Raw genomic sequence first — 24,149 nt, 5'->3', positions numbered from 1 at the left:
ATGGAAACCCTTCCCCTGGTCGAGCCCGATCCGGCCGACCCCGCCTACCGCCTGGTCACCTTCGTGCACGAGGACGCGTCGTGCGACGGCGTGCTCGCGCTCCTGCACACCGTCACCGACAAGGACCGGCACGCCGGCGACCTCGCCCCGCACCTGATGACCCGCCGCGGCGACGGCCGTTGGTCGATCACCTACCGGCTGCGCGCCGACCACCGGGCGTCCTACCAGCTGTACCCGTTCCGGGGGGACGCCCCCGGCACCACCCGGGCGGACTGGCTGCGCGTCCTCGACCACGCCCGCCCCGACCCGCACGACGCCGCCCCCCGGCTGCCCGCCCGCGACGGGCGCCACCCGTCGTCCGTGCTCAGCCTGCCCGACGCCCCCGCCCAGCCGTACGCCCGGCGGCGCGACGGCGTGCCGCGCGGGCGGACAGTGGCCCACGAGGTGGCCGGGCGGCGGGTGGACGTCCACCTCCCCGCCGGTGGCGGGCCTTCCGCCGGTGGCGGGCCGTTCGCGGTGGCCGTGCTGCTGGACGGCGAGATGTGGGGCGAGGTGCTGTCGGTCGGCGACACCCTCGACAACCTGGCGGCGGACGGCGCCATCCCGCCCACCGTCGCCCTGCTCGTCCACACCATGGGCCCCTGCCGCCCTGACGACCTCAGCTGCAACCCGGCCTTCGTCGACCTCCTCGCCGACCGCCTCCTCCCCTGGGCGGCAGCGGAGTTCGGCACCACCACCGACCCGGCCGGCACCGTCATCGCCGGCCAGAGCGCGGGCGGCCTCACCGCCGCCTTCGCCGCGTTCCGGCGCCCCGACCGCTTCGGCGGCGCGCTCTGCCAGTCCGGTTCCTTCTGGTGGCCGGACGAGACGGAGTTCGACGAGGGCAGTGAGTGGCTGACCCGCCAATTCGCCCGCGAGCAACGGCGGGAGGCCCGGTTCTACGTCGAGGTCGGCCTCCAGGAGTGGATGCTGCTCCCGCAGAACCGCCACCTGCGCGACGTCCTCACCGCCCGCGGCTACGACCTCGCGTACCGCGAGTTCAACGGCGGCCACGACTACGCCTGTTGGCGCGGCGGGCTGGCGGACGGGCTGGCGCACCTGCTGGGGCGTGCCTGACGGTTCCCGGCGAATCGGCGAATCGGCGGACCGGCGGACCAGGCGGACCGGCGCGCGGCGACGGGGGCGTGCTAGCGTCCCGGTGGCGGCGCGCCGGTGACCGCCCCGGACGAGATGTGCGCCGTACCCGGCCCGCCAAGACGACGCACCCAGGGAGACGTCATGGCCGCCGGTGCCCCGATCGCCCGTCCGCTCGACGTGCGGTGGATCCACGGATCCCCGTCCGCGAAGCACAACACGGACCCGGACATCCAGGTCCACGCGTACGACGAGCACACCGTCATCCTGCGGCAGAACAAGGCGGTCAACTACGAGGCGCCGTTCCTGTTCCTGCTGTTCGGGGGCGAGCGGGCCGTCCTGATCGACACCGGGGCCACCGCCTCCGCCGCGTACTTCCCGCTGCGTACCGTGGTCGACGGGCTCATCGACCGGTGGCTCGCCGACAACCCCCGCGACGGCTACGGGCTGCTCGTCCTGCACACCCACCCGCACGGCGACCACGTCGCGGGCGACGGGCAGTTCGCCGACCGGCCCGCGACGACCCTGGTCGGCGCCGACCCGGCCACGGCCTGGCCGTACTTCGGCTTCGACCAGGACCCGGACGCCGTCGCGCGGGTGGACCTCGGCGGCGGCCGGGTGCTCGAATGCCTGGCCACCCCGGGCCACCACCCGGCGGCCGTCACCTACTACGACCCGTGGACGGGCCTGCTGCTCACCGGCGACACCGTCTACCCGGGCCGCCTCTACATCGACGACTGGCCGGCCTTCACCCGCACCGTCGACCGGCTGATCGACTTCGCCGAACGCCGCCCCGTGACGCATCTGCTCGGCTGCCACATCGAGATGACCCGCACCCCCGGCGTCGACTACCCCATCCGCACGACCCACCAGCCCGACGAGCCGCCCCTGGAACTGACCGTCGGACACCTCCGGGCCATCCGCACCGCACTCGCCGACCTCGGCGACCGGCCGCGCCGGCACGCCCTGCCCGACCTGATCCTCTGGCCGAGCGCCTGAGCCCATCGGTCAGGCGCTCGGCGATCAGTCCTTGTACGGGACGAGCCGCGCGAGGTCCAGTTCGAAGCCGAACGGATCGGGAACGCTGATCGTCCCGCCGAACTCCCGCTCGGTCCTCGTGTGGTACCGGTCGTGGTTCGGCTCGGAGAACAGCGTGGCCGTCTGCTGCCGCGGGTCCACGATCAGATAGAGCGGGAAGCCCATGCGCGGGTAGTCGCGGACCTTCCCCGTCCAGTCGTTCTCGGGATTGGACGGGAGACGATCTCGACGGCGATCAGGGCCAGCTCGGCGGGGATGTCGTGGCCGGCCAGGTCGATGACGTCCTCGGGCAGGTAGGTGAGGTCGGGATTGCGCACGGAGCCGACCTCGGGTGAGGAGAGATCACTGTTCCCGGTGGGGAAGTAGCCGGGAGGGCAGTGCGCCTCGAACTGGCGTTGGACCAGCGCGAGGTTCAGCTGGTGGACCGACGACGGTGACGCCTGCATGACGATGACGTCGCCGGACAACTCCACCTTGTAGCCGTCCGGGAGACTGCGCCGGGCCTCTTCGAGAAGACGGTAGCGCTCGGGGTTCATGGACTCTCCTCCAGTGCTCCGGCCACCGTACGGCAGCCGGAGCCGATTCAGGGTGCCGGCGCCTCCCGGGGGAGGCGGGTGGTGAGGAGGGTGCCGGCGGCGACCAGGGCGGCGGTGAGCAGGAGCGCGAGGCGGTAGGGGCCGGGTGAGCCGCCGTCGGTGTCCAGGGCGCCGATGAGGGCGGCGGTGGCGGCGATGCCGAGGGCGCCGCCGAGGGTGCGGACGATGGTGAACAGGCCCATGGCGCGGCCCATCGCGGGCCCGGGGACGTCGGCGAAGCCGGCGATCTGGACGGTGAGCACGGCGGTGCCCAGGACGAGCCCGACCGCGAACATCAACGCCCGTACGGCCCAGGGGTTCTCGGCGAAGCCGAGGGCGGCCAGGACGAGGGCCGCGAGCAGCAGCGCGGGCAGCGCGAGGCGGCGGGGGCCGAACCGGGGCAGCAGGCGGTCGACCACCTGGGAGGCGGCCATCAGGCCGATCGCCTCGGGGAAGACGCTCAGCCCTGCGTCGAGGGCCGAGGCCCCGAGGGCGGCCTGGTAGAGCAGCGGGAGGACGAACAGGGCACCCATCAGGCCGGCCGAGGTGAGCAGCGCCAGCCAGGTGGCGGTGCCGAAGGTGCGGTCGGCGAGCTGCCGCAGGTCCACCAGTGGTTCGGCGGCACGGAGTTGGTGGCGCACGGCGATGCCGAGCAGGAGGAGCCCGGCCACGCCGCCGAGCGCCACCGGGGGCGAGGACCAGCCGTGCGCCGGGCCGAAGCCGAGCGCGTAGGTGAGCAGCCCGAGGCCGGGGGTGGCGAGCAGGAAGCCGGTGGTGTCGAAGCGGCCGGCCGGGGGCTCGTCCGCCGCGCGCAGGCCGATGAGCCCGGTCACGACGGCCGCGACCCCGATCGGCACGTTGACCAGGAACAGCCAGTGCCAGGAGAGGTGTTCGGTCAGGAGGCCGCCGAGCGGCGGGCCGAGGGCGGGCATCAGGGCGGTCGGGACGATCAGGATCCGGCCCAGGCCGGCCCGCTCGTGCGGGGCGAAGGCCCGGAACAGCAGGGTCATCCCGACGGGGGTGAGCAGTCCGCCGGCCACGCCCTGGACGGCCCGCGCGGCGGCGAGCGAGCCGAGGCCGGGCGCGGCGGCGCACAGGGCGGAGGCGAGGGTGAACGCGGCCAGGGAGCCGAGGAAGACCCGTTTCACGCCGAACCGGTCGCCGAGCCAGCCCGCCACCGGCAGGCCGACGGCGAGGCCGACCAGGAAGGCCGTCTCGACGGCGTTGGCGGCCGAGACGGGCCGCCCGAAGTCCTCGGCGATGGTGAACAGCGCGGGGTTGACGATGGTCGAGTCCAGGCCGTTCATGCACATCGCGGCGGTGTAGACCACGACCACCGCGGCGCGCCCCGCGAGCAGGGGGCGCGCCGGGGCGGCCTCGACGGCCGGAGGGGTCACAGGTCGGTCCAGTGGGCGGTGATCCACTGCACGGCGTCGGCGCGCTCGCACGGGCCGTGGGAGACGTTCCAGCCGGCCGGGACGGCGGCGAAGGCCGGCCAGAGCGAGTGCTGGCCCTGGTCGTTGACGAGGGCGAGGAACTCGCCGTCACCGTCGAAGGGGTTGGCGGGGGCGTCACTCATCGGAGGACTTCTCCAGGTGGTCGGTGATCACGCGGGCGATGTGCGCGATCGGGGCGGGCAGGGTCATGTCCTTGTGCGAGCAGGCGACGTCGGTGTTGTCGATGCGGCCGGTCACGTACGGGGTCCAGAGTTCGGGCACCAGGGTCTCGTCGATGGTGTCGACGGTGGCGCGGAAGAACAGCACGTCGCCGTCGAAGGGGCGGTGGTCGTGGCCCCGGACGAGGTGGTTGGTGTTGAGGTAGATACGGTTGAGGGCGGCCACGGTGGCGTCGTCGAGCCCGGCGAGCGGACTGCCCTCGCGGCGCAGCAGCTCGGTGACGGCGGCGAGTTCGAGCGGCCGCCCGGCGAGGTCCTCGGGGCCGTAGCCGCCCATGGTGAGCAGCGCCTCCAGCGCCTCGGCCTGGTCGGGGACGGGCAGGTCGCGGAAGCCCTCGGCGGGGTAGGCGTCCAGGATCGCGAGCAGTTCGACGGCGTGGCCGAGGTCCTGGAGCCGGACGGCGACGGCGTGCGCGATGATCCCGCCGGTGGACCAGCCGAGCAGCCGGTACGGGCCCTCGGGCTGGACCTCGCGCAGCCGGTCGACGTAGTGCGCGGCCAGTTCGTCCAGGGTCTGCGGCAGGGGCCGGGCCGCCGTGGCGGCGCCGACGCCCTGGGCCTGGAGGCCGTAGATCGGCTGGTCGGCGGGCAGGTGGCGGATCAGGCCGGTGTAGCACCAGCTGAGGCCGCCGGCGGGGTGGACGGCGAACAGCGGGGTACGACGTCCGGGCGCGGCGGGGCGCAGCGGGAGCAGGACGTCCAGCGCGTCGGCGCTCTGCGAGCCGGCCGCCAGGGCCGCGTCGAGGGCGGCGACGGTGGGCGACTGGAACAGGGTGCCGATGCCGACGTCCAGGCCGAGCAGTTCGCGGATCCGCCCGGCGAGGCGGACGACCAGCAGCGAGTGGCCGCCGAGGGCGAAGAAGTCGTCGTCGACGCCGACCGCCGCGACGCCCAGCACCTCGGCGAAGAGTTCGCACAGCTGCTGTTCGCGCGGGGTGCGCGGCGGGCGTCCGGCGCCGGTGGCGGGTGCGTCGGGGGCGGGCAGGGCGCGGCGGTCGAGCTTGCCGTTGGCGGTGAGCGGCAGCCGGTCCAGCAGGACGACGGCGGAGGGCACCATGTGGGCGGGCAGTTCGGCGGCGGCGTGGGCGCGCAGGTCCTCCGGAGTGACGGCGGCGACGGCGACGGCGTGCGACTCCTCGGGGCTCGCCGTGGTGACCGCGTAGCCGACCAGTCGCTTGTCGCCCGGGGCGTCCTCGCGGACGACCACGGCGGCGTCGGCGACGCCCGGGTGGGCGGCCAGCACGGCCTCGATCTCGCCGAGTTCGATCCGGAAGCCGCGCAGCTTCACCTGCTGGTCGGCGCGGCCGAAGTACTCCAGGACGCCGTCGGCGCGGCGGCGGGCGAGGTCGCCGGAGCGGTACATCCGGGTGCCGCGCTCGCCGAACAGTTCGGCGTACGGGTCGGCGACGAAGCGCCCGGCGGTGAGGTCGGGGCGGCCGAGGTAGCCGCGGGCCAGGCCGGCCCCGGCGACGTACATCTCGCCGGTGACGCCGGGCGGGACGGGCTGGAGGTGCTGGTCCAGGACGTAGACCCGCAGGTCGGGGATGTTGACGCCGATGGTGCTGCTGCTCCCGGCGGCGGCGGTGGCCCGGTCGAGGGCGATGTAGGAGACGTGCACGGTGGTCTCGGTGATGCCGTACATGTTGACCAGGGTGGGCGCGTCCTCCGGGTGGCGGGCGTACCAGTCGTCGAGCCGGGCCAGTTCGAGCGCCTCGCCGCCGAACACCACGTAGCGCAGGGCGAGTTCGGTTCCGGGGTGGTCCCGGTCGGCGGCGCTGAGCTGGTAGAAGGCGGACGGGGTCTGGTTGAGCACGGTGACACGTTCGCGGGCGAGCAGGTCGAGGAAGGCCGCCGGGTCGCGGCTGACCAGGTGCGGGACGACGACCAGGCGGCCGCCGTGCAGCAGGGCCCCCCACAGCTCCCAGACGGAGAAGTCGAAGGCGTAGGAGTGGAAGAGGGTCCAGACGTCGTCCGCGCCGAATCCGAACCAGTGGTCGGTGGAGCGGAACAGCCGGACCACGTTGTGGTGGGTGACGGGCACGCCCTTGGGCCGGCCGGTGGAGCCGGAGGTGTAGATGACGTACGCGGTGTCCTCGGCGTGCAGCGGGCGGGTGCGCTCGTGCTGGGCCAGCGGGGTGGCCGGGTGGGCGGCCGACTCCGGTCCGTCGACGAGCAGTTGGGGCACCTGGTGGGCGGGCAGCCGGGGTGCGGTGGCGCGGTCGGTGAGCAGGGCTGCGGGGGCGGCGTCGGCCAGCATGTAGGCGAGGCGGTCGGCCGGGTAGTCGGGGTCGAGCGGCAGGTAGGCGGCGCCGGACTTGGCCACCGCGAGGAGGGCGACGACGAGTTCGAGCGAGCGCGGCAGGGCGAGGGCGACGATGGTGCCGGGGCCGATGCCGTTGGCGGCCAGCAGCCGGGCCAGGCGGTCGGCGCGGTCCGCGAGTTCGGTGTAGTCGAGCTGCTCGTCACCGCAACTGACGGCGACGGCCCGCGGGTTGGCGGCGGCCGCGGCCTCGAACAGCTCGGCCAGGGTGGCGTCCGGGGCCGGGGTGTGCGGGGCGGCCGAGGTGTCCGAGGTGTGCGGGGCCGAGGTGTGCGGGGTGCCGTTCCACTCGACGAGGGCGCGCAGCCGCTCCTCCTCACCGATCAGCGGGAGCCGGCCGATCGCGGTGTCGGGCGCGGTGGCGGCGGCGGTGAGCAGCCGGGCGAGGCGGGTGGCGAGCCCTTCGACGGTGGCGGCGTCGAAGAGGTCGGTGCGGTACTCCAGGAAGCCGCCGATGCCGCCGTCGGGGAGCTCGCCCGCGTTGAGGGTGAGGTCGAACTTGGCGGTGCCGCTGGGGACGGCGGCGATCCGGGCGGTGAGACCGCCGCCCAACGGGTGGGGCTCGTCGGGCCGACTCTGCCAGGCGAGCATCACCTGGAACAGCGGGTGGCGGGCGAGGGAGCGCGGCGGGTTGAGCTCCTCGACCAGGCGGTCGAAGGGCAGGTCGGCGTGCTCGTGGGCGGCGAGGACGGTGCTGCGGACCTTGCCGAGCAGCTCGCGGAAGGTCGGATCGCCCGAGGTGTCGGTGCGCAGGACCACGGAGTTGACGAAGTAGCCGACCAGGTCGGCGGTTTCGGGGTCGTCGCGGCCGGCGACCGGGGTGCCGACGGGGATGTCGGTGCCGCAGCCGTGCCGGGTGAGCAGGGCGGCGAGTCCGGCCTGGACGGCCATGAAGACGGTGCCGCCGGCGGTCCGGGCGAGCGCGGCGAGGGCCGCGTGCGCCTCGGCGTCGAGGGTGAAGGGCACGGTGGCGCCGTGGTGGCCGGCGACGGCGGGGCGCGGGCGGTCGGTGGGCAGTTCCAGCTGGTCGGGCAGGCCGGCCAGGGCGGTGCGCCAGTACTCCGACTGCCGCGCGGCGAGCGGGCTGGGCGCCTCGGAGGTGCCGAGCAGCTGCCGCTGCCAGGCCGTGTGGTCCGCGAACTGCACGGCGGGCGCCGGGAGTTCCGGTGCGCGGCCGGCCAGCCGAGCGGTGTAGGCGGCGGACAGGTCGCGGACCAGCGGGGTGGTGGACGCGCCGTCGCTCGCGATGTGGTGGAGCAGCAGGAGCAGGGTGTGTTCGGCCGGGCCGTGGGTGAACAGGGTGGCGCGCAACGGCGGCCGGCCGGTGAGGTCGAAGGCGTGCCGGACGGCTTCGGCGAGCTCGGTGCCGTCGTGCAGTTCGACGGGCGCGGCGGGCAGCACCCGCTGGTACGGCGTGCCGTCCGGCTCCTCGCCGTAGACCGTGCGCAGCACCTCGTGCCGGGCGGCGAGGTCGCCGAGGGCGAGGGCGAGGGCGGCCCGGTCGAGCGGGCCGGTGAGGGTGAGGGCGAGCGGGATGTTGTAGGTGGGGCTGGGGCCCTGGAGCCGGTGCAGGAACCACAGGCCGCGCTGGGCGGGTGACAGCGGCATCCGGTCGGTGCGCGGCACGGGCACCAGCGCGGGGCGGGCCTCGGGCTCGCCGCCGGGGTGCGCGTCGAGCAGGGCGGCGAGCGCGGCCGGGGTCGGGTGGCGGAAGACGTCGGCGAACCCGACGGCGGCGGCGAAGGTCTCGCGCAGCCGGGCGGCGAGGCGGCCGGCCAGCAGCGAGTGGCCGCCGAGGTCGAAGAAGGAGGCGTCCCGCCCGGGCGCCTGCGGCAGGTCGAGGACGTCGGCGAACAGCCCGCAGACCAGTTCCTCCTGCGGCGTGGCCGGGGCCGTGCCGGGCTCGGCGGCGGCGGGTTCGGGCAGGGCGCGGTGGTCGAGCTTGTCGTGGGCGGTGCGCGGCAGTTCGTCGAGGACCAGGACGGCGGCCGGGACCATGTGGCCGGGCAGCCGGGCGGCGAGCGCGGCTCGCAGCGCGGCCGGGTCGAGGGCGACGCGGGGGGTGGGGGCGGGTTCGGCGGCGTCCTCCGACATGGCCTCGGCAACGGTCTCGGGGACGGCCTCGGGGGCGGCCTCGGGGGCGGCCTCGGACTCGGAAACCGCCTCGGAAACCGCCTCGGAAGCCGCCTCGGGAGCCGCCTCGGGGACGACGTACCCGAGCAGCCGCTTGCCCTGCGGACCGGAGCGGGCGATCACCACGGCCTGGGCGACGCCCGGCAGTTCGGCGAGGACGGCGGCGATCTCGCCGGGCTCGATCCGGAAGCCGCGGATCTTCACCTGGTCGTCGGCGCGGCCGAGGAATTCCAGGGTGCCGTCCGGTCGGCGGCGGGCGAGGTCGCCGGTGCGGTACATCCGGTCGCCGGGCGGGCCGAACGGGTCGGCCAGGAAGCGTTCGGCGGTGAGGTCGGGGCGTCCGAGGTAGCCGCGGGCCAGGCAGGCCCCGGCGACGTAGAGTTCGCCGGCGACGCCGTCGGGCGCGGGGCGCAGCGAGCCGTCGAGGACGTAGGCGCGGGAGCCGCGCACCACCCGGCCGACCGGGGCGCCGTCGGGACCGGGCGTCCAGGCGTAGGCGTCGACGGTGGTCTCGGTCGGGCCGTAGAGGTCGATCGGGTGCAGGCCGGCTGCGGCGGTGAGGCGCTGCCAGAGGGCGGGCGGGGTGGCTTCGCCACCGACCGCGATGACCGCCGGGCGGTGCCACTCCTCGTCCAGGATGCCTTCGGAGAGCAGGACTTCGAGGTAGGAGGGGGTGACGTCGAGGTAGTCGACGCGTTCCCGGTGCAGGTGGCCGGCCAGGGCGGCCGGGTCGCGGTAGGTGGCGTCGTCGAGCAGGTGCAGCTCGTGGCCGTGGACCATCCACAGCACCGGGTCCCAGGAGGCGTCGAAGGCGAACGAGGCGCTGTGGGCGACGCGCAGGCGTTCGCGGCCGGTGCGGCGCACGGCCGGGGCGATGTGGTCCTCGCCGTGGCCCGCGTACAGGTTGGCCAGCGAGGCGTGGGTGACGACGACGCCCTTGGGGCGGCCGGTGGAGCCGGAGGTGTGCAGCACGTAGGCGGCGTGGTGGGGCCGGGGGGCCGGGGGCGCGGTGACGGGCTCGGCGTCCGCGTCCCCGGGCAGCACGGTGGGCAGGCCGGCCGGCAGGTCCAGTTGGGCGAAGGCGTCGGCGGTGCCGACCGCGCAGACCGGGCGGGCGTCGTCCAGGACGGCGGCCAGGCGTTGCCGGGGGTGGGCGAGGTCGAGGGAGACGCAGGCGCCGCCGGCCTTGAGCACGCCGAGCATCGCGACCAGGGTGTCCACGCCGCGCGGCAGGGCGAGTGCGACCGGCGCACCGGCGCGCACGCCGAGGGCGTTCAGGCGGTGGCCGAGGCGGTTGGCGGCGGCGTCCAACTCGGCGAAGGTGAGGGCGGTTTTGCCGCTGCGGACGGCGACGGCGGCCGGGGTGCGGGCGGCCTGCGCGGCGAACAGCTCGGGCAGCGTCCGGTCGAGCGGCGGCTCCGCGCGCCCGGCGGTGGCGCGGCGCAGGCCGTCCGGGTCGAGCAGGTCGATCCGGGCGATCGGTGTCTGCGGGGCGGTGAGCAGCAGGTCGGTGAGGGCGTCGAGGTAGCGCAACAGCCCGTCACGGTGGGCGGCGAGCGAGGCGGCGTCGTGGCGGGCGGGGTCGGCGTCCAGGACGAGGCGCAGCGCGCCGCCGGGGGCGGGCGAGACGCCGACGGCGAGGTCGTCGACCGGTCCGGCGGCGAGGTTGCGGACGACGCCGGGCAGGCCGGCCAGGTCGAGATCGCCCTCGAAGGCCTTGATGTTGACCATCGGGCCGAACAGGGCGCGCCGCTCGCCGGTCAGCCCGAGGTCGCGGCGCAGGTCCTCCAGCGGGTAGCGCTGGTGGCGGCGGACGGCGCGCAGCTCGCGGACCACCCGGCGCAGCAGCGCCTCGGCGCTGTCGGCGGGGCGGACGGCCAGGCGCAGCGGGAGGACGTTGGCGGCGGCGACGGGGGTGCGCAGGGTGGCCGGTCCGCGGCGGTTGGCGAGCGGCAGGCCGAGCACGACGTCCTCGGTGCCGGCCAGGCGGTGCAGGTAGCCGGCGGTGGCGGCGAGGAGCAGTTCGGCCCAGGTGGCGCGGGCGGTGGCGGCGGCGCCCTCCAGTCGGTCGCGGGTGCCGGCGGGCAGTTCGGCGGTGAGGCGCAGGGGGGCCTGGGCCGGGGTTGCGGCCAGCGCGGGCGCCGGGCTGCCCGGCAGGGTCGCCGGGGTGTCGGCGCCGGCCAGGCGGTCGGCCCAGTAGGCGCGGTCGGCCGGGTACTCCTCGCCGTCCCGGTAGGCGGCCTCCTCGGCGACGACCTCGGCGAGGGTGGCGAACGGGCGTGCGGCGGGCTCGGCGCCGGTGGTGTGCGCGGTGTACAGCTCGGCGAGGCGCTCGCCGAGGAGGTTCAACGCGTAGGCGTCGACGGCGAGGTGGTGGATCCGCCGGTACCACTGGTACCGGTCGTCGGCGAGGCGGATCAGCGCGTGGGTGAACAGCGGGCCCTCGGCGAGGTCGGCCGGGCGGGCGAGGTCGGCGCGCATCCAGGCCTCGGCCTCGGCGGCCGGGTCGTGCGCGGCGCGCAGGTCGAGGTGGTGCAGCGGCCAGCGGCGGCCGGGGCGCGGCTGCTGGCGGGGCGTGCCGTCCGGGCCGGTGACGACGACGGCGCTCAGCGCCTCGGCCTCGTCGACCGCCTGCCTCAGCGCGTCCTCGAACCGGGCCTCGTCGAGCGGGCCGGTGATCTCGACGGCGTCGCCGGTGTTGTAGACCGGGCTGTCGGGGTCGAGTGACTGCGCGTACCAGATGGCGGCCTGGGCGGCGAGCAGCGGGACATCGACGGCCTGGGTTTCGACGGCAGGCATGGTTCGGGGTGCTCCTCGGGGTCCGGCGAACGAAACGCCTAGTTAGGTTAGCCTAATCTAACTTCATATGATCTGGTCAACGGCCTCCCAGTACGGGGGCCCTGACATCCCGGAGGCGCCGCCCATGCCCCTGACCGCGACCAAACAGGCCGTCCGCGAACGCGTCCACGCGCACCGCGCGGAACTGCTCGCGCTCAGCCACCGCATCCACGCCCACCCCGAGACCGCGTTCGAGGAGCACCGCGCGGCCGCCTGGTGCGCCGAACTCCTGCGCGCCCACGGCTACGCCGTCACCGCGCCCGCGCACGGACTGGACACCGCGTTCACCGCGAGCCTCGGCAGCGGGCCGGTCACCGTCGCACTCGTCTGCGAGTACGACGCGCTGCCCGGCCTCGGGCACGCCTGCGGGCACAACCTGATCGCCGCCGCCGGCCTCGGCGCGGCGCTCGGCCTCGCCCCGTACGCCGACCAACTCGGGCTCACCGTACGGGTGATCGGCGCGCCCGCCGAAGAGCGCGGAGCCGGAAAGGCGCTGCTGCTGGAGGCGGGCGCCTTCGACGGCGTGGACGCGGCGATGATGGTGCACCCCTGCCCGGTCGAGGTCGCCGACTTCCGCTCCTTCGCGCTCGGCACCCTCTCCGTCCGCTACACCGGCCGCGCCGCCCACCCGAGCCTCAACCCGCACCAGGGGCGCAACGCCGCCGACGCGCTCACCGTCGCCCAGGTCGCCCTCGGGCTGCTGCGCCAGCACCTGCCGCCGCAGTGGCGGGTGCACGGCATCACCACGGCCGCCGGCACCGCGCCCAACCTGATCCCCGACAGCGCGAGCGCGGAGTACGAGATCCGCGCCTCGGCGGCCGAGGACCTCGCGCAGCTGCGCGCCCGGGTCGAGGACTGCTTCCGGGCCGGGGCGCTCGCCACCGGCTGCGAGGTGACTCTCGACCGGCCCGAACCGGACTACCTGGACATGCGCTCCGACCCCGCCCTGCTCGCCCTCTGGCGGGCCAACGCGGCGGCGCTCGGCCGGCCGGAGCCGGTCGAGAGCGGGCCGTTCGCGTGCACCGACATGGGGAACGTCTCCCACGCCGTGCCCGCCATCCACCCGGTGCTGGACATCACCGGCGGCGCCTGCGCCCCGCACGAGGCCGCGTTCGCCGAGGCCGCGGTGGGGGCGCAGGCCGACCGGGCGGTGCTGGACGGCGCGGTCGCCATGGCCTGGACGGCGGCGGACCTGGCGACGAACGCCTGACAGCCGGCGGCTGACAGATGACAACTTTCAGATAACAGATTTCATCATCTGTTATCTGAAAGTTGTTCGCTGAATGTTGTCATCTGTCAGCCGCCCAGCAGCGCCGCCGGCGTCGCCCGCACCGCCGTGACGCCCAGCTCCCTCACCAGCTCCCCGACCTCGCCCGGCCGCTGCGGGTCGGCCAGCACCACGGCGGCGCCGGTCCGCAGCGGCCAGAGGAACTCCCAGAGCGGCAGGCCAAGTTGCAGCACCCGGTCGCCCGGGCCGAGCGGGTGGGCCGCCTGGAGCTCGCGCACCCGGCGGTCGGCCTCGGCGTGGGTGAGCCGGACGGCGTCCGGGCGCCCGCCCGGGCCGTACCCGACACACAGCAGGTGCTGCGGCGTGAGCGCCCGGGGCGGGTCGGTGGCCAGCTCGCCGTCCACGTCCAGCCCGGCCAGCGCCTCCGGCACCCCCTCCCCCAGCACGCAGACCGGCGCGGTCTCCGCGAGCAGCCGCTCCCGGCGTCCGGGCGCGTCCGCCGGGTCCAGCGGCAGGTACGCCGCGCCGGACTTGGCCACCGCGAGCAGCGCGGTCAGCAGCTGCGCCGGGTGGCGGGCCGGCGCCAGACCGACCACCGCCCCCGGTCGGGCGCCGCGCGCGGCCAGGGCGCGCGCCAGCCGGTTGGCCGCGGCGTTCAGGTCCCGGTACGTGACGACCGCGCCGCCCGCGAGCAGCACGGCGGGGGCGTCCGGGGTCCGGGCCGCCTGCGCCTCGACCGGCCCCACGACGGTGGTCGGCGGGTACTTCGCCGCCCGGTCCGTGCGCGGGGGCGCCTGCGGCCCGGCCTCCAGCAGCACGGCCTCCATCAGGCCGCGCCGAGCAGTGCGGCCCAGGCCTCGACGGCCGGGCGCTCGGCCAGTTGCACGAACGCCACCTCGGCGCCCTCGGCCCGCCAGCGCTCGGCGAGCGCCATCAGCCGGACCGAGTCCAGGCCCCAGTCGGCCAGGTTCTCGTCCAGCGGGACGTCCGCCGGGTCCTCTCCGAGCAGGTCGGCGACCTCGGCCCGGATCCGCTCCACGGTGAAGGCCATGCCCGTCACTTCCCTTCCAGCATCGCGAGGACGGCGTCGGTGGTGGTGACCTGCCCGCAGCGGCCGGCCACCCAGGACAGCGCCGCGCGGTGCTCGTCCGGGCCGAAGTCGGCGACCGCGTCGGCCACCACGAAGGCCGGCAGGTCGCGCATCCAGGCGTCGCAGGCGGTGGCCTGCACCCCGATGTGCGCGTACACGCCGGTGATCACCAGCTGGTCCCGGCCCTGTTCGCGCAGCAGCCGGTCCAGGTCGGTGCGCACGAAGGCGCTGTACTTCCACTTGGTGAGCAGCGTGTCGCCCGATGCGGGGGCGACGGCGTCGGCGATCGCCGTCGCGCGCGGGTCGTCCGGGATGCCCGGGCCCCAGAAGTCCTGCTGGAGGCCGCGTTCGGCCGGGCTCTGCCCGCCGGGCTGGGCCGAGTAGAGCACCGGCATGCCGTGGGCGCGCGCCGCCTCGGCCAACCGGCCGACGTTCCCGAGGAGTTCGGGCACCGGCGCGGCGGCGGCGTCGAAGGCGTCCAGGAAGTGGTTCTGCAGGTCGTGCACCAGCAGCACGGCGCGGTCCGGGTCGACCGTCCACTCGACCCGGTTGGCGGGCAGTTCGGTGGCGGCGGGCAGGGGATAGGAGGGAATGCGGGGCAGGCCCACGGTGGTCTTTCCTTCAGTGAGTAGGGAGTGCGGCCGCGATGGCGGCGCGCAGGTCCTTCTTGCTGACCTTTCCGATCCCGGTGGCGGGGAAGGCGTCGACGAACTCGACCCGGTCCGGCACCTTGTACTCGGCCAGTCCGCGATGGCGTACGAAGCGCTTCAACTCGATGCTCTTCGGCGGCTGTTCGCGGTTCTCGGCGCGCAGGACGACGTAGGCGCAGGTGCGTTCGCCGAGGTAGGGGTCGGGCATCGACACCACCGCCGCGTCGTGCACGGCGGGGTGGGCGAGCAGGTGGTTCTCGATCTCCTCGGCGGCGACCTTCTCGCCGCCCCGGTTGATCTGGTCCTTGGCCCGGCCCTCGACCACCAGGTGGCCGGTGGGGGTGCGGCGGACGAGATCGCCGGTGCGGTAGAAGCCGTCGGCCGTGAAGGAGTTGGCGTTGTGCTCGGGCGCGTTCCAGTAGCCGCGGATGGTGTACGGGCCGCGGGTGAGCAGGTGGCCGGTGACGCCGTCGGGCAGGTCCTGGTCCTGATCGTCGACCACCCGGACCTCGTCGTCCGGGGAGATCGGCCGGCCCTGAGTGGTGGTGATCAGCTCCTCCGGATCGTCCAGGCGGGTGTAGTTGACCAGCCCCTCGGCCATCCCGAACACCTGCTGGAGCGTGCAGCCGAGCACCGGGCCCACCCTCCGGGCGGCCTCGGCGCTGAACTTGGCGCCGCCGACCAGCAGCACCTCCAGGCTGTCCAGGCCCCCCGCGCCGGGGCCGCCCGCGCCGCGCTCGGCGGCGTCCAGCCAGAGCAGGGCCAGCGGCGGCACCAGCCCGGTGATGGTCACGCCCTCGCGCTCGATCAGCGGGAAGGCCGTCTCCGGATTGGGCCGCGAGCACAGCACCACCCGGCCGCCCGCGTACAGCGTGCCGAGCGAACCGGGCGAGCTGAGCGGGAAGTTGTGGGCGGCGGGCAGCGCGCACAGGTAGACGCTGTCCTCGTCGAGCGCGCACAGCTCGACCGAGCCGCGCAGCGAGTAGATGTAGTCGTCGTGGGTGCGCGGGATCAGCTTGGGCACACCGGTGCTGCCGCCGGAGAGCTGGAGGAAGGCGACGCTCCCGGGCTCCGGCTCCTCGGCCGGACCGGGCCCGTCGCAGGGCACGTCCGCCAGCCGGAGGTGCTCGCCCGGGTCGTCCCCGGCCACCAGGACCAGCCGCAGCGCCGGGCTCTCCGCCTTGACCCGGGAGGCCAGTTCGCGGTAGTCGAAGCCGTTGTCGACGGCCGCGACGACGTAGCCGGCCGCCCCGGTGAAGGAGCAGAAGTAGCCGATCTCGGTGGCACGGTGGGCGGGCAGCGCGAAGACCGGCAGCGCGCCGATCCGGAACAGCGCGAAGACCACCTCGAAGAACTCGGCCACGTTGGGCAGTTGGACCACCACGCGGTCACCGCGCCCGATCCCCCGGGCGAGCAGCCCGGCGGCCATCCGGTCGGCGCGGCGGTCGAGTTCGGCGTACGTCCAGCGCCGCCCCTCCCCCGCCGGGTCGACGATCGCGATCCGCTCGCCGTGCGCGGCGGCGCGCTCGCGCAGCATCCGCCCGAAGGTCTCGCCGCGCCAGTACCCGGCGGCCCGGTAGCGCTCGGCGAACTCGGCGGGGTACGGGGTGAAGGCGGACTCCTGAAGGGAGACCTGGTCCACAACGTCGAACTGATCCTGCATCAGAAAACTCTCCGGCGCCGTCACTGCGACACCCCCGCGGCGTCCAGGAAGGTACGGAACTTGGCACTGGTCTCGGCGAGTTCGTCCTCGGGCCGGGACCGGTCGACGACGCCCGCGCCCGCGTACACCCGCAGGGTCCGCTCGTCCGCCTCCGCGCAGCGGATGGTGACGACCCACTCGCCGTCGCCGTCCGCGTCACCCCAGCCGACCATGCCGGTGTACAGGCCTCGGTCGAAGGGCTCGACCTCGCCGATCACCCGCCGGGCGACGGCCGTCGGCGTGCCGCAGACAGCCGGGGTCGGGTGCATGGCGGTGGCCAACTCCAGGGCGGAGACCGCCGGATCGGCCAGTTCGCCGGTGATGGTGGTGGCCAGGTGCCACATCGCGGCGGTGCGCACCAGGGTCGGCCGCGCCGGCACGTCCAGGGTGCGGCAGTACGGCGCCAGCGCGGCGCGGATCGCGTCCACCACGACGGCGTGCTCGTGCAGGTCCTTGGGCGATTCCAGCAGCGCGGCGGCGCGCCGGACGTCCTCGCCGAGGTCGGCGCTGCGCGGCACCGAGCCGGCCAGCGGGTTGGCCAGGACGGCCGTTCCGCGCCGGGAGACCAGGAGTTCGGGGCTGGCGCCGATCAGCGTCCGCCCGCCGCCGGCGGGGACGGCGAAGGTGTAGCCGCCCGGGTCGCGGCGGCCCAGCCGCTGGAGGATCGCGGGCAGGTCCAGCGGGCGGTCGGCACTCAGCTCCAACGTGCGGGCCAGCACGACCTTGCTCAACTCGCCGCCGCGCAGCCGCTCGACGGCCGCCGCGACGCCCGCGCCGTACGCGGCCGGCTCGGGGATCGGGCGCACCTGCCAGTCGACCGGCTCGGCCGGCGGCGCGGGCAGCGCGATCAGCGGGTCGTCGCGCAGCGCCCCGGCTCTGCGGACTCTCTCGGGGACGGCGAGTTCGACCCGGCTGTCGTGGTCGAACGCCACCGCGCCGACCACCAGCGGCCGTTCGACCCCGGCGCGACGGGCCTCGGCCAGCGTCGCGGCGACCCGGACGGGCAGCGGGCGATCGTCCTGCGGGACGCGGGCGTGCACCCCGGCGGTGAGCAGGGTGCGGGTCGGCGAGGCGAAGAACGCCTCGTCGGCCGCGGCCCGGTACTGGCCGAGCAGGCCGCTGGCCGCGCCGATGACGGCGTGGTCGGGGCCCGGGGCGGAAGCGTCGGCGGGCCCGGCGGGGGCCGGGGCGGCGGTGGGGGCGGGAGCGGCGTGCTCGGCGACACCCCCGGCGGGGGCGTGGTGCACCGTGGTCACCGTGAAGTCTCCAGTCTGGGACGGTCTGGACGGTCTGCGCGTCAGGGAGGAAGGTCGGGGAGGGAGGTCAGGGCATGGCCGGCGCCCGGGGGTTGCCCGGGGCGCGGAGGGGAGCGGCGAGGAAGGCGTGGGGGCGGCGGTCAGGCGCGCAGGGTCGCGCCGCCGTCGACGTAGAGGTCGTGCATGGTGATGTGCCGGGCCCGGTCGGAGGCCAGGAAGACCACCGCCTCGGCGATGTCGGCGGGTGCGGCGATCCGCCCGAGCGGGATGCCGACCCGCCAGGCGCCCAAGTCGCCGTCGATGACCCGCTGTTCGGCGGCCTCGGCGTCCTCGCCCCAGAGCGCGCGCTGCATCCCGGTGTCGGTCGAGCCGGGCGAGACGATGTTGCACCGCACGCCGGAGCGGGCGAGTTCCAGCCCGAGGCAGCGGGTGAACATGGTGGCCGCCGCCTTGGACGCCGCGTACGCGGCCATGCCGGCGCGCGGCACCCCGGCGGCGTTGGAGCCGACGGTGACCACGGCGCCGCGGCCGCGGTCGGCCATCCGGCGGCCGACCGCGCGGCCGGTGTGGAAGACGCCGGTGGTGTTGACCGCGAAGGTCTCCGCCCAGTCCTGGTCGGTGAGTTCGACGACGGGTGCGGTGCGCAGGATCCCGGCGACGTTCACCAGTGCGGCGATCGGCCCGAGTTGGCGCTCGATCAGGTCGACCGTGTCGTCCACCGCCCGGCCGTCGGCGACGTCCAGGACGTACGGGTGCACGGCGGGCGACTCCGCCGCGAGGGCGGCGAGCGGGCCGGGGTTGCGGTCCACCGCGGCGACGACGGCCCCCTCGGCGACGAGCGCCCGGGCCACGGCCGCACCGATGCCCTGCCCGGCCCCGGTGACCATCGCGACGGCACCGGCGAATTCGGACTTTTGCACGGACATCCCCTCCGACCAGCAATATTAGGTAAGCCTAACCTAACACATATGTTCGGCTGCGCCGATGTCCTGTGCAGTCGTCAACTCACCGCCGCCCCCTCGACTCCGGCCCGATCGCCACCGCTTTCGGACGCGCCAGTACGAGACGTTTCGTCTCGCCGAGACCGTGGACCGAACCTCCCACGGCCGCGGTGCCGCGGCGGCTGGAGGGCGGCGAACTGCCGGACGGCGACCGGGAGCTGATGGCGGCTCCCGGTCGCTCACGAGAGGGCCACGGGCCCCCGGAAACGACTCAGCCCGTCGCGCCGGTCGCCGGAGCCGACGGAGCCGACGGGGCCGGGGCGAGGCCGGTGCAGCCCCGGAGGGCGTCGCGGCGCTTGCGGGCCGCCTCGGCGGTGGCGCCGGCGACCGGGACGGGGACGCCCTTGTCGTCGATGGTCGCCGGGGCGAAGGCCTCGCCGGTGACCTTGCCGTCGCGGGTGAGGGTGAGGGTGGTGACGCCGGTCTCGTTGGAGAAGGCGTAGTTGGAGGTGCCGTACCAGAGGAAGTTGCCGAAGCCGTAGCCGATGTACGTGTTGCCGAGCATGCCCGAGCCGACCATGGTGTGGGCGTGGGTGCCGACCACGGCGGTGGCGCCGGCGGTGGCGAGCTTCTTGGCGATGGCGGTCTGCGGGCCGGTGGGGCAGGCCTTGCCCTCGTCGCCCCAGTGCAGGTAGACGAGGACGACGGGTGCCTGCTGCTTGGCCGCCTCGACCGCCTTGACCAGCGCGGGGACGTCCAGCGCGGAGGCGATGCCCGGCTTGTTGGCGCCGGCCCGCCACTTCTGGTTGGTGAGGTCCTCGACCTGGCTGGCGGCGACGACGGCGACCTTCACGCCGCGCACGGTGGTGACGTACGGGGCGTACGCCTCCTTGGCGTTGCGGCCGACGCCGACGACCGGGATCGGCGAGGAGTCCTTGGCGGCGAGGGTGTCGGTGAGGCCGTCGGCGCCGAAGTCGACGGCGTGGTTGTTGGCCATGGAGACGACGTCGACGCCGGAGTCCTTGAGCGCCGAGAGCGCCTTGGGCGAGGTGCGGAAGGTGTAGGTCTTCGGCTCGGGGGCGCCGCGCCCGGTGATCGCCGTCTCCAGGTTGAGGACGGACAGGTCGGCGTCGGCGAGCGTCCGGGAGAGCGGGCCGAGGGCCTGCTCGGGCGGCTGGACGGCGAGCCGGGCCTCGGTGCGGCCCTCGAAGTGGACGTCTCCGGCGAACGCGACGGTGATGCTGCCGTCGGGCCGGGGCGCGGCGTTCTTCCCGGCGGCGGTTCCGGAGGGCGTCGCGCCCGGGCTGGTGGGCGTGCCCGCCGCCCCGCCGGAGGCGGCCGCAGTCGAACCGGGCGCGGCGGCCGGCGCCGGGGCGGGGTCGTCGGGCCCGCAGGCGGCTATGGCGGTCAGGCCGACGAACAGCGCGACGGCGGCCGCGGCACGGCGCATGAGTGGTTCCCCCCGGGTCGATCCAGAAGCGGTCAGCCTACGGCACGGCTTCCGCACCCATCCGCCTCGGTTCCGCAACATTCCGAGCACAACACCGGCTTCATTCCGAGCACGACACCGGATTCCGAGCGCAGCGCCGGCGGGCCGAACACCAACGGCTGGAGCACCGGGCGCCGAGGACTGAGCGCCGCCCCGGCGCGGTAGGAGATGCTGAACCGCCCCACCCGCCCCCGTCCGCCAGAGCCCGGAGCCGCACCCACCCCATGGACGACACCGAGACCACCGCCTCCGCCGGCCCCGCCCCCGCCGGCCGCCCACCAGTCGACTTCACCCCCGCCGAGCGCGCCCGTGGCCGCGCGCTGCGCCGCGCCCAGCTGCCCTGGGCGCTGGGCGGGCGGTTGGCGGGCCTGGCGCTCACCCTGTTGCTCGGCCTGACCCCGGCCGGCGCCGGCCTGGTCTCGGCCGTCGGCGGCTGGTTCGGCGGCTCCCGGACGGCCGGGGTGCTGGCGGGCGCGGCGGCCCTGATGGTGCTCGGCCAGGCGTTGCAGCTGCCGTTCGGCGCCCGGCTGCGGGCGGTCCGGGCCCGGTACGGGCTGGTGACGCAGGGCTGGGCCGGCTGGGCGGTGGACGCGCTGCGCGGCCTGGGGCTGGCCCTCGTGCTGGTCCTTCCGCTCGCGCTCGGGCTGTTCGCGCTGACCGCCTGGTCGCCGCGGCACTGGTGGCTGCCGGCGGCGGGCGCGGCGGCGGTGCTGACGGCGGCGCTGTCCTTCCTGCACCCGCTACTGATCGAGCCGGTGTTCAACCGCTTCACTCCGATGCCGCCGGGCCCGCTGCGCAGCGCCCTGCTGGCGCTGGCCGAGCGGGACGGCGTACGGGTGCGGGACGTCCTGGTGGCGGACGCCTCGCGGCGGACCACCGCGCTCAACGCGTATGTGTCGGGGCTGGGCGCGACCCGCCGGATCGTCGCGTACGACACGCTGCTGTCGACGGCCACGCCGCGCGAGGTGGAACTGGTGGTGGCGCACGAGCTGGGCCACGTGAAGCACCGGGACGTGCCGTTCGGCACCTTGCTGGGCGCAGTGGGCGCGGCCGCGGCCGTGGCCGTGCTGGGGGTGCTGGGCGCCTGGCAGCCGCTGCTGTCGGCGGCGGGGGCGGCGGATGCGGCCGATCCGCGGGCGCTGCCGCTGCTGGCGGCGTGCGCGGCGCTGCTGGGGGCGCTGTCGGGGCCGGCCCAGTGCGCGGTGAGCCGCCGGATCGAGGCCAGGGCGGACCGACACGCACTCGAACTGACGTCGGACGCCGAGCAGTTCGTCGCGATGCAACGCAGACTGGCGTTGGCGAACGTCTCCGATGTCGACCCGCCGAGGGCGCTTGAGCTACTGTTCGCCACTCACCCGAGTGCGACCCGCCGGATTGCCGCCGCCCGCGCCTGGCAGGCCACTCAGGGGCAGGGAGGCCCGGAGCGGCGCGCGGACCCGGGGGATTCCGTTGTATAGTGCAACAAATATCGAGGAGGTAGGAACGCCCGTGCCCGGCCGCCAGTCGTCCATCGACGCCATCCAGCGCGAGCTGACCGCCTTCGCCCGGCGCGCCCGGCACAAGGCCTCCCAGCTGCACCCCGACCTCTCCCTGGTCACCTACAGCATCCTCGACCTGATCACCGAGCGCGGCGGCTGCCGGGCCGCCGACGTGGCCGCCCACTTCATGCTCGACAAGTCCACCGTCAGCCGCCAGGTCACCGCCCTGGAGAAGCTCGGCCTGCTGCGGCGCGAGGCCGACCCGGACGACCAGCGCGGCCAGATCCTGCGCGCCACCGAGGCCGGGCTCGCCCTGCTGCAGGACGCCAACGAGCAGCGCCGGCTGGCCTTCACCGCCCGCTTCACCGACTGGTCCGACGAGGACGTCGCCCGCTTCGCCGCCTACCTGGCCCGCTACGGCGAAGAGGGCTGAGACCCCCCTGTACTGAGACCCCCTGCACTGAGCCCCCCTGCACCGAGACCCCCCGTACTGAGACCCCTGTACGGAGTGCGCCCGAGGGCCTCCGGGGTGCACCCGAGGAGCGCCCGGGGTGCGCCGCACCGCCCCGACGGTGTACAGAGGAAAGGTGCCACTCCGGCAGCGTCTCCGTGACCCGCAGCCCCGCGACCGCCCGCGCGACCGCCGCCACCCCCGGCGGCCCGACCGTCGCGCGCTGACGGCGCTGTCGCTCGCGCTGATCGTCGTGATCACCGTCGTCGACATCCTCTCCCCCGCACAGATCCACCTCGGCCCGCTGCTGATCGTCGCCCCCGCGCTCACCGCCTCCTACGCCGGCGCCCGGGCCACCGCCGGAGTCGCCCTGCTGGCCCTCGCCGCGCTCACCGTCATCGGCATCCTCCGGGACGGCCTCACCAGCGCCAACATCGAGACCCAGTTGGGCGCGCAGCTCGTCGTCTCCGCCCTGATCATCGGACTGCGGGCGCTGCGCGAACGGTACGAGCGCGAGCTGGCCCAGGTCCGCTCGGTGTCCGAGGCCGCCCAGCGGGTCCTGCTGCGCCCGCTGCCGGACCGGATCGGGCCGCTGCACCTGGCCTCCGTCTACCTGGCCGCCGAGGCCGAGGCGCAGGTCGGCGGCGACCTGTACGCGGCCGCCCGCACCGCCACCGGCACCCGGCTGCTGGTCGGCGACGTCCGCGGCAAGGGCCTGTCCTCGCTCGGCGACGCGGCCCTGCTGCTCGGCGCCTTCCGCGCCGCCGCCCACCTGCACGCCGACCTGCCCGGGCTCGCCGCCTACCTCGACGGCAGCGTCTGCTGGGACCTCGCCCAGCTCGGCGAACAGGCCCGCCGGCGCCGCCTGAGCGGCGAGGACCCGGACGAGGCGGCCCCGCCGGAGGACAGCGGCGAGTCCTTCATCACCGCCGTCCTGCTCGACATCCCCGACGACGGCACGGCGATCCGACTGATCGACTGCGGCCACCCGCCCCCGCTGCTGCTGCGCCCCGACGGCATCACCACGCTGGCCGCCCGCCGCCCGGCGCCGCCGCTGGGCCTGGGCGAGCTCGCCCCGGTCCGCTACGAGGTGGAGACCTTCCCGTTCCAGCCCGGCGACCGGCTGCTGATCTACACCGACGGCGTGATCGAGGCCCGCGACGCCGACCGGCGCTTCTACCCGCTCACCGACCGCGTCACCGCCTGGCAGGACGAACGCCCGACCGCCCTGCTCCAGCACCTGCGCCGCGACCTGCTCGCCCACGTCGGCGGCCGGCTGGACGACGACGCGGCGATGGTCATCGTCGAGCGGCTCCCCTAGCTTCCCCGGCTCTCCTGGCTCCCCTGGCTCCCCTGGCCGGCGTCCGAGGAGGCGGGCGGCTGGTGGACGTACGGGGTCGACGTGGTCAGGATCGCGAATCCGAGCCGTTGCAGGATGGGGCGGCTCTGGTCGCTCGCGTCGACCTGGAGGTAGCGGTACCCGAGATCGGCGGCGATGCGGGCCCGGTGGGCGACCATGGCCCGGTAGATGCCCCGCCCCCGCCAGTCGGCGACGGTGCCGCCGCCCCACAGGCCCGCGAACTCGGTACCCGGGTTCAGTTCCATCCGCGCCGCGCACACCGGGCGCTCGCCGGCCATCGCCACGACCAGGCTGACGGTCTCCGGGCTCCGGGCCAGCTGGTCGAGCATCCGCTGCCGCAGGCGGGCGCTGCTGGTGCCGAAGGCCTGCTCGTGGACGTCCGCCACGAGGTCCACCCCGGCCCGGTCGGTCACCGGACGCAGGTGGACGCCCTCGGGCAGGGCGGTGTCGGTGGCGAGGTCCTCGATCCGGGCCACCATCACCGCCTCCTGCGGCTCGGCCGTGAAGCCGGCCGCCCGCAGCCGTTCCCCGAGGTCGCCGGGCCGGTCGTGGGCGTAGGTCTTCCATTCGAACTCGCGGCCCAGTGCGGTGAAGTACCGCACCTGTGCCGCGATCGCCCGGTCCGCCGTGGCCTCGTCGAGGTCCGACCACAGGACGCCGTTCCAGTCGTGGGCGGCGCCGACCTGCCGGATGACGTCGCCGTGCCGCTCGATCCGGGCGCCGGGGCCGTCGGGCTTCGCTTCGCGCCTCAGTCGGCGGTCGAACAGGGCGAGTGTGTCCTCATGATCCAT

Annotated in this window: 19 protein-coding genes and 1 riboswitch; of the genes, 6 read left to right on the top strand and 13 right to left on the bottom strand. The window is 75.3% G+C overall.

The genetic code is table 11. The features are described 5' to 3' along the window. Together fes and A6F73_RS25040 are read left to right on the top strand one after the other, a co-directional pair. Window positions 1–1,116 carry an enterochelin esterase gene (fes, locus tag A6F73_RS25045; protein ID WP_063349850.1) on the top strand — a complete coding sequence of 372 codons (1,116 nt, stop codon included), beginning with the start codon at window positions 1–3 and terminating at the stop codon, window positions 1,114–1,116. Between the two features lie 89 nt (window positions 1,117–1,205). Further along, window positions 1,206–1,266, top strand: a riboswitch (guanidine-III (ykkC-III) riboswitch). A gap of 12 nt (window positions 1,267–1,278) precedes the next feature. Continuing rightward, window positions 1,279–2,133, top strand: coding sequence for an MBL fold metallo-hydrolase (locus tag A6F73_RS25040; RefSeq protein WP_063349849.1), 855 nt, complete (start codon window positions 1,279–1,281; stop codon window positions 2,131–2,133). A 24-nt stretch (window positions 2,134–2,157) separates the two neighbouring features. Here A6F73_RS25040 and A6F73_RS43360 read toward each other — a convergent pair whose 3' ends face one another. Genes A6F73_RS43360 through A6F73_RS25020 form a run of 5 tightly spaced genes read right to left on the bottom strand, consistent with a single transcriptional unit; the run spans window position 2,158 to window position 11,674 of the window. Then, window positions 2,158–2,337 carry a Uma2 family endonuclease gene (locus A6F73_RS43360; RefSeq protein WP_244293490.1) on the bottom strand — a complete coding sequence of 60 codons (180 nt, stop codon included), beginning with the start codon at window positions 2,335–2,337 and terminating at the stop codon, window positions 2,158–2,160. Continuing rightward, on the bottom strand, window positions 2,316–2,708 hold the full coding sequence (locus A6F73_RS25035; RefSeq protein WP_244293489.1) for a Uma2 family endonuclease: 393 nt from the start codon (window positions 2,706–2,708) through the stop codon (window positions 2,316–2,318). The genes A6F73_RS43360 and A6F73_RS25035 overlap by 22 nt, the downstream gene beginning before the upstream one ends. 47 nt (window positions 2,709–2,755) lie before the next feature. Then, window positions 2,756–4,144 carry a DHA2 family efflux MFS transporter permease subunit gene (locus A6F73_RS25030; protein WP_063349848.1) on the bottom strand — a complete coding sequence of 463 codons (1,389 nt, stop codon included), beginning with the start codon at window positions 4,142–4,144 and terminating at the stop codon, window positions 2,756–2,758. Then, on the bottom strand, window positions 4,141–4,326 hold the full coding sequence (locus A6F73_RS25025; RefSeq protein ID WP_063349847.1) for an MbtH family protein: 186 nt from the start codon (window positions 4,324–4,326) through the stop codon (window positions 4,141–4,143). The genes A6F73_RS25030 and A6F73_RS25025 overlap by 4 nt, the downstream gene beginning before the upstream one ends. Next, the gene (locus A6F73_RS25020; protein ID WP_063349846.1) at window positions 4,319–11,674 is read right to left on the bottom strand and encodes a non-ribosomal peptide synthetase; all 7,356 of its coding nucleotides are present in this window, start codon (window positions 11,672–11,674) and stop codon (window positions 4,319–4,321) included. Before A6F73_RS25020 ends, A6F73_RS25025 begins: the two co-directional genes overlap by 8 nt. Before the next feature lie 124 nt (window positions 11,675–11,798). Here A6F73_RS25020 and A6F73_RS25015 point away from each other — a divergent pair, with 124 nt between their 5' ends. Further along, window positions 11,799–12,923 carry an amidohydrolase gene (locus tag A6F73_RS25015; protein WP_244293488.1) on the top strand — a complete coding sequence of 375 codons (1,125 nt, stop codon included), beginning with the start codon at window positions 11,799–11,801 and terminating at the stop codon, window positions 12,921–12,923. A gap of 86 nt (window positions 12,924–13,009) precedes the next feature. On the opposite strand, the gene A6F73_RS25010 is transcribed toward A6F73_RS25015, so the two are convergent. The 7 genes from A6F73_RS25010 to A6F73_RS24980 form a co-directional block, all read right to left on the bottom strand. Next, the gene (locus A6F73_RS25010) at window positions 13,010–13,768 is read right to left on the bottom strand and encodes an AMP-binding protein (protein WP_063349845.1); all 759 of its coding nucleotides are present in this window, start codon (window positions 13,766–13,768) and stop codon (window positions 13,010–13,012) included. Further along, window positions 13,768–13,992 (bottom strand): phosphopantetheine-binding protein, encoded by a 225-nt coding sequence (locus A6F73_RS25005; RefSeq protein WP_063349844.1) that lies wholly within the window; start codon window positions 13,990–13,992, stop codon window positions 13,768–13,770. The genes A6F73_RS25010 and A6F73_RS25005 overlap by 1 nt, the downstream gene beginning before the upstream one ends. A 5-nt stretch (window positions 13,993–13,997) precedes the next feature. Next, window positions 13,998–14,639, bottom strand: coding sequence for an isochorismatase family protein (locus A6F73_RS25000; RefSeq protein ID WP_063349843.1), 642 nt, complete (start codon window positions 14,637–14,639; stop codon window positions 13,998–14,000). 13 nt (window positions 14,640–14,652) lie between these two features. Then, the gene (locus A6F73_RS24995) at window positions 14,653–16,344 is read right to left on the bottom strand and encodes a (2,3-dihydroxybenzoyl)adenylate synthase (protein ID WP_063349842.1); all 1,692 of its coding nucleotides are present in this window, start codon (window positions 16,342–16,344) and stop codon (window positions 14,653–14,655) included. A gap of 20 nt (window positions 16,345–16,364) precedes the next feature. Continuing rightward, window positions 16,365–17,516, bottom strand: coding sequence for an isochorismate synthase DhbC (dhbC, locus tag A6F73_RS24990; protein WP_063351503.1), 1,152 nt, complete (start codon window positions 17,514–17,516; stop codon window positions 16,365–16,367). 263 nt (window positions 17,517–17,779) lie between these two features. Beyond that, window positions 17,780–18,565, bottom strand: a complete 786-nt coding sequence (locus tag A6F73_RS24985; protein ID WP_063349841.1) for a 2,3-dihydro-2,3-dihydroxybenzoate dehydrogenase — start codon at window positions 18,563–18,565, stop codon at window positions 17,780–17,782. Between the two features lie 286 nt (window positions 18,566–18,851). Further along, a complete protein-coding gene (locus A6F73_RS24980) occupies window positions 18,852–20,030 on the bottom strand; it encodes a CapA family protein (protein WP_063349840.1) in 1,179 nt (392 codons plus the stop codon). 263 nt (window positions 20,031–20,293) lie between these two features. On the opposite strand from A6F73_RS24980, the gene A6F73_RS24975 reads away from it, so the two are divergent. The 3 genes from A6F73_RS24975 to A6F73_RS24965 all read left to right on the top strand — a co-directional run bounded on the left by A6F73_RS24975 (window position 20,294) and on the right by A6F73_RS24965 (window position 23,319). Next, a complete protein-coding gene (locus A6F73_RS24975; protein WP_063349839.1) occupies window positions 20,294–21,526 on the top strand; it encodes a M48 family metalloprotease in 1,233 nt (410 codons plus the stop codon). 31 nt (window positions 21,527–21,557) lie between these two features. Further along, window positions 21,558–21,980, top strand: coding sequence for a MarR family transcriptional regulator (locus tag A6F73_RS24970; protein ID WP_063349838.1), 423 nt, complete (start codon window positions 21,558–21,560; stop codon window positions 21,978–21,980). 154 nt (window positions 21,981–22,134) lie between these two features. Next, a complete protein-coding gene (locus A6F73_RS24965; RefSeq protein WP_079136350.1) occupies window positions 22,135–23,319 on the top strand; it encodes a PP2C family protein-serine/threonine phosphatase in 1,185 nt (394 codons plus the stop codon). Here A6F73_RS24965 and A6F73_RS24960 read toward each other — a convergent pair. Then, window positions 23,316–24,149: a GNAT family N-acetyltransferase gene (locus tag A6F73_RS24960; RefSeq protein WP_063349837.1), complete on the bottom strand. Its 834-nt coding sequence runs from the start codon at window positions 24,147–24,149 to the stop codon at window positions 23,316–23,318. The genes A6F73_RS24965 and A6F73_RS24960 overlap by 4 nt on opposite strands.

Source organism: Streptomyces sp. MJM8645, from assembly GCF_001625365.1.
In the GTDB taxonomy this organism is placed as follows: domain Bacteria; phylum Actinomycetota; class Actinomycetes; order Streptomycetales; family Streptomycetaceae; genus Kitasatospora.
This window is presented reverse-complemented; position numbering and strand designations above follow the sequence as displayed.

Excerpts from the sequence above, each read along its gene's own strand:
- fes (WP_063349850.1), top strand. The coding sequence starts at position 1 with ATGGAAACCCTTCCCCTGGTCGAGCCCGATCCGGCCGACCCCGCCTAC.
- A6F73_RS25040 (WP_063349849.1), top strand. The coding sequence starts at position 1,279 with ATGGCCGCCGGTGCCCCGATCGCCCGTCCGCTCGACGTGCGGTGGATC.
- A6F73_RS43360 (WP_244293490.1), bottom strand. The coding sequence starts at position 2,337 with ATGGGCTTCCCGCTCTATCTGATCGTGGACCCGCGGCAGCAGACGGCC.
- A6F73_RS25035 (WP_244293489.1), bottom strand. The coding sequence starts at position 2,708 with ATGAACCCCGAGCGCTACCGTCTTCTCGAAGAGGCCCGGCGCAGTCTC.
- A6F73_RS25025 (WP_063349847.1), bottom strand. The coding sequence starts at position 4,326 with ATGAGTGACGCCCCCGCCAACCCCTTCGACGGTGACGGCGAGTTCCTC.
- A6F73_RS25020 (WP_063349846.1), bottom strand. The coding sequence starts at position 11,674 with ATGCCTGCCGTCGAAACCCAGGCCGTCGATGTCCCGCTGCTCGCCGCC.
- A6F73_RS25015 (WP_244293488.1), top strand. The coding sequence starts at position 11,799 with ATGCCCCTGACCGCGACCAAACAGGCCGTCCGCGAACGCGTCCACGCG.
- A6F73_RS25010 (WP_063349845.1), bottom strand. The coding sequence starts at position 13,768 with ATGGAGGCCGTGCTGCTGGAGGCCGGGCCGCAGGCGCCCCCGCGCACG.
- A6F73_RS25005 (WP_063349844.1), bottom strand. The coding sequence starts at position 13,992 with ATGGCCTTCACCGTGGAGCGGATCCGGGCCGAGGTCGCCGACCTGCTC.
- A6F73_RS24995 (WP_063349842.1), bottom strand. The coding sequence starts at position 16,344 with ATGCAGGATCAGTTCGACGTTGTGGACCAGGTCTCCCTTCAGGAGTCC.
- A6F73_RS24985 (WP_063349841.1), bottom strand. The coding sequence starts at position 18,565 with ATGTCCGTGCAAAAGTCCGAATTCGCCGGTGCCGTCGCGATGGTCACC.
- A6F73_RS24980 (WP_063349840.1), bottom strand. The coding sequence starts at position 20,030 with ATGCGCCGTGCCGCGGCCGCCGTCGCGCTGTTCGTCGGCCTGACCGCC.
- A6F73_RS24975 (WP_063349839.1), top strand. The coding sequence starts at position 20,294 with ATGGACGACACCGAGACCACCGCCTCCGCCGGCCCCGCCCCCGCCGGC.
- A6F73_RS24960 (WP_063349837.1), bottom strand. The coding sequence starts at position 24,149 with ATGGATCATGAGGACACACTCGCCCTGTTCGACCGCCGACTGAGGCGC.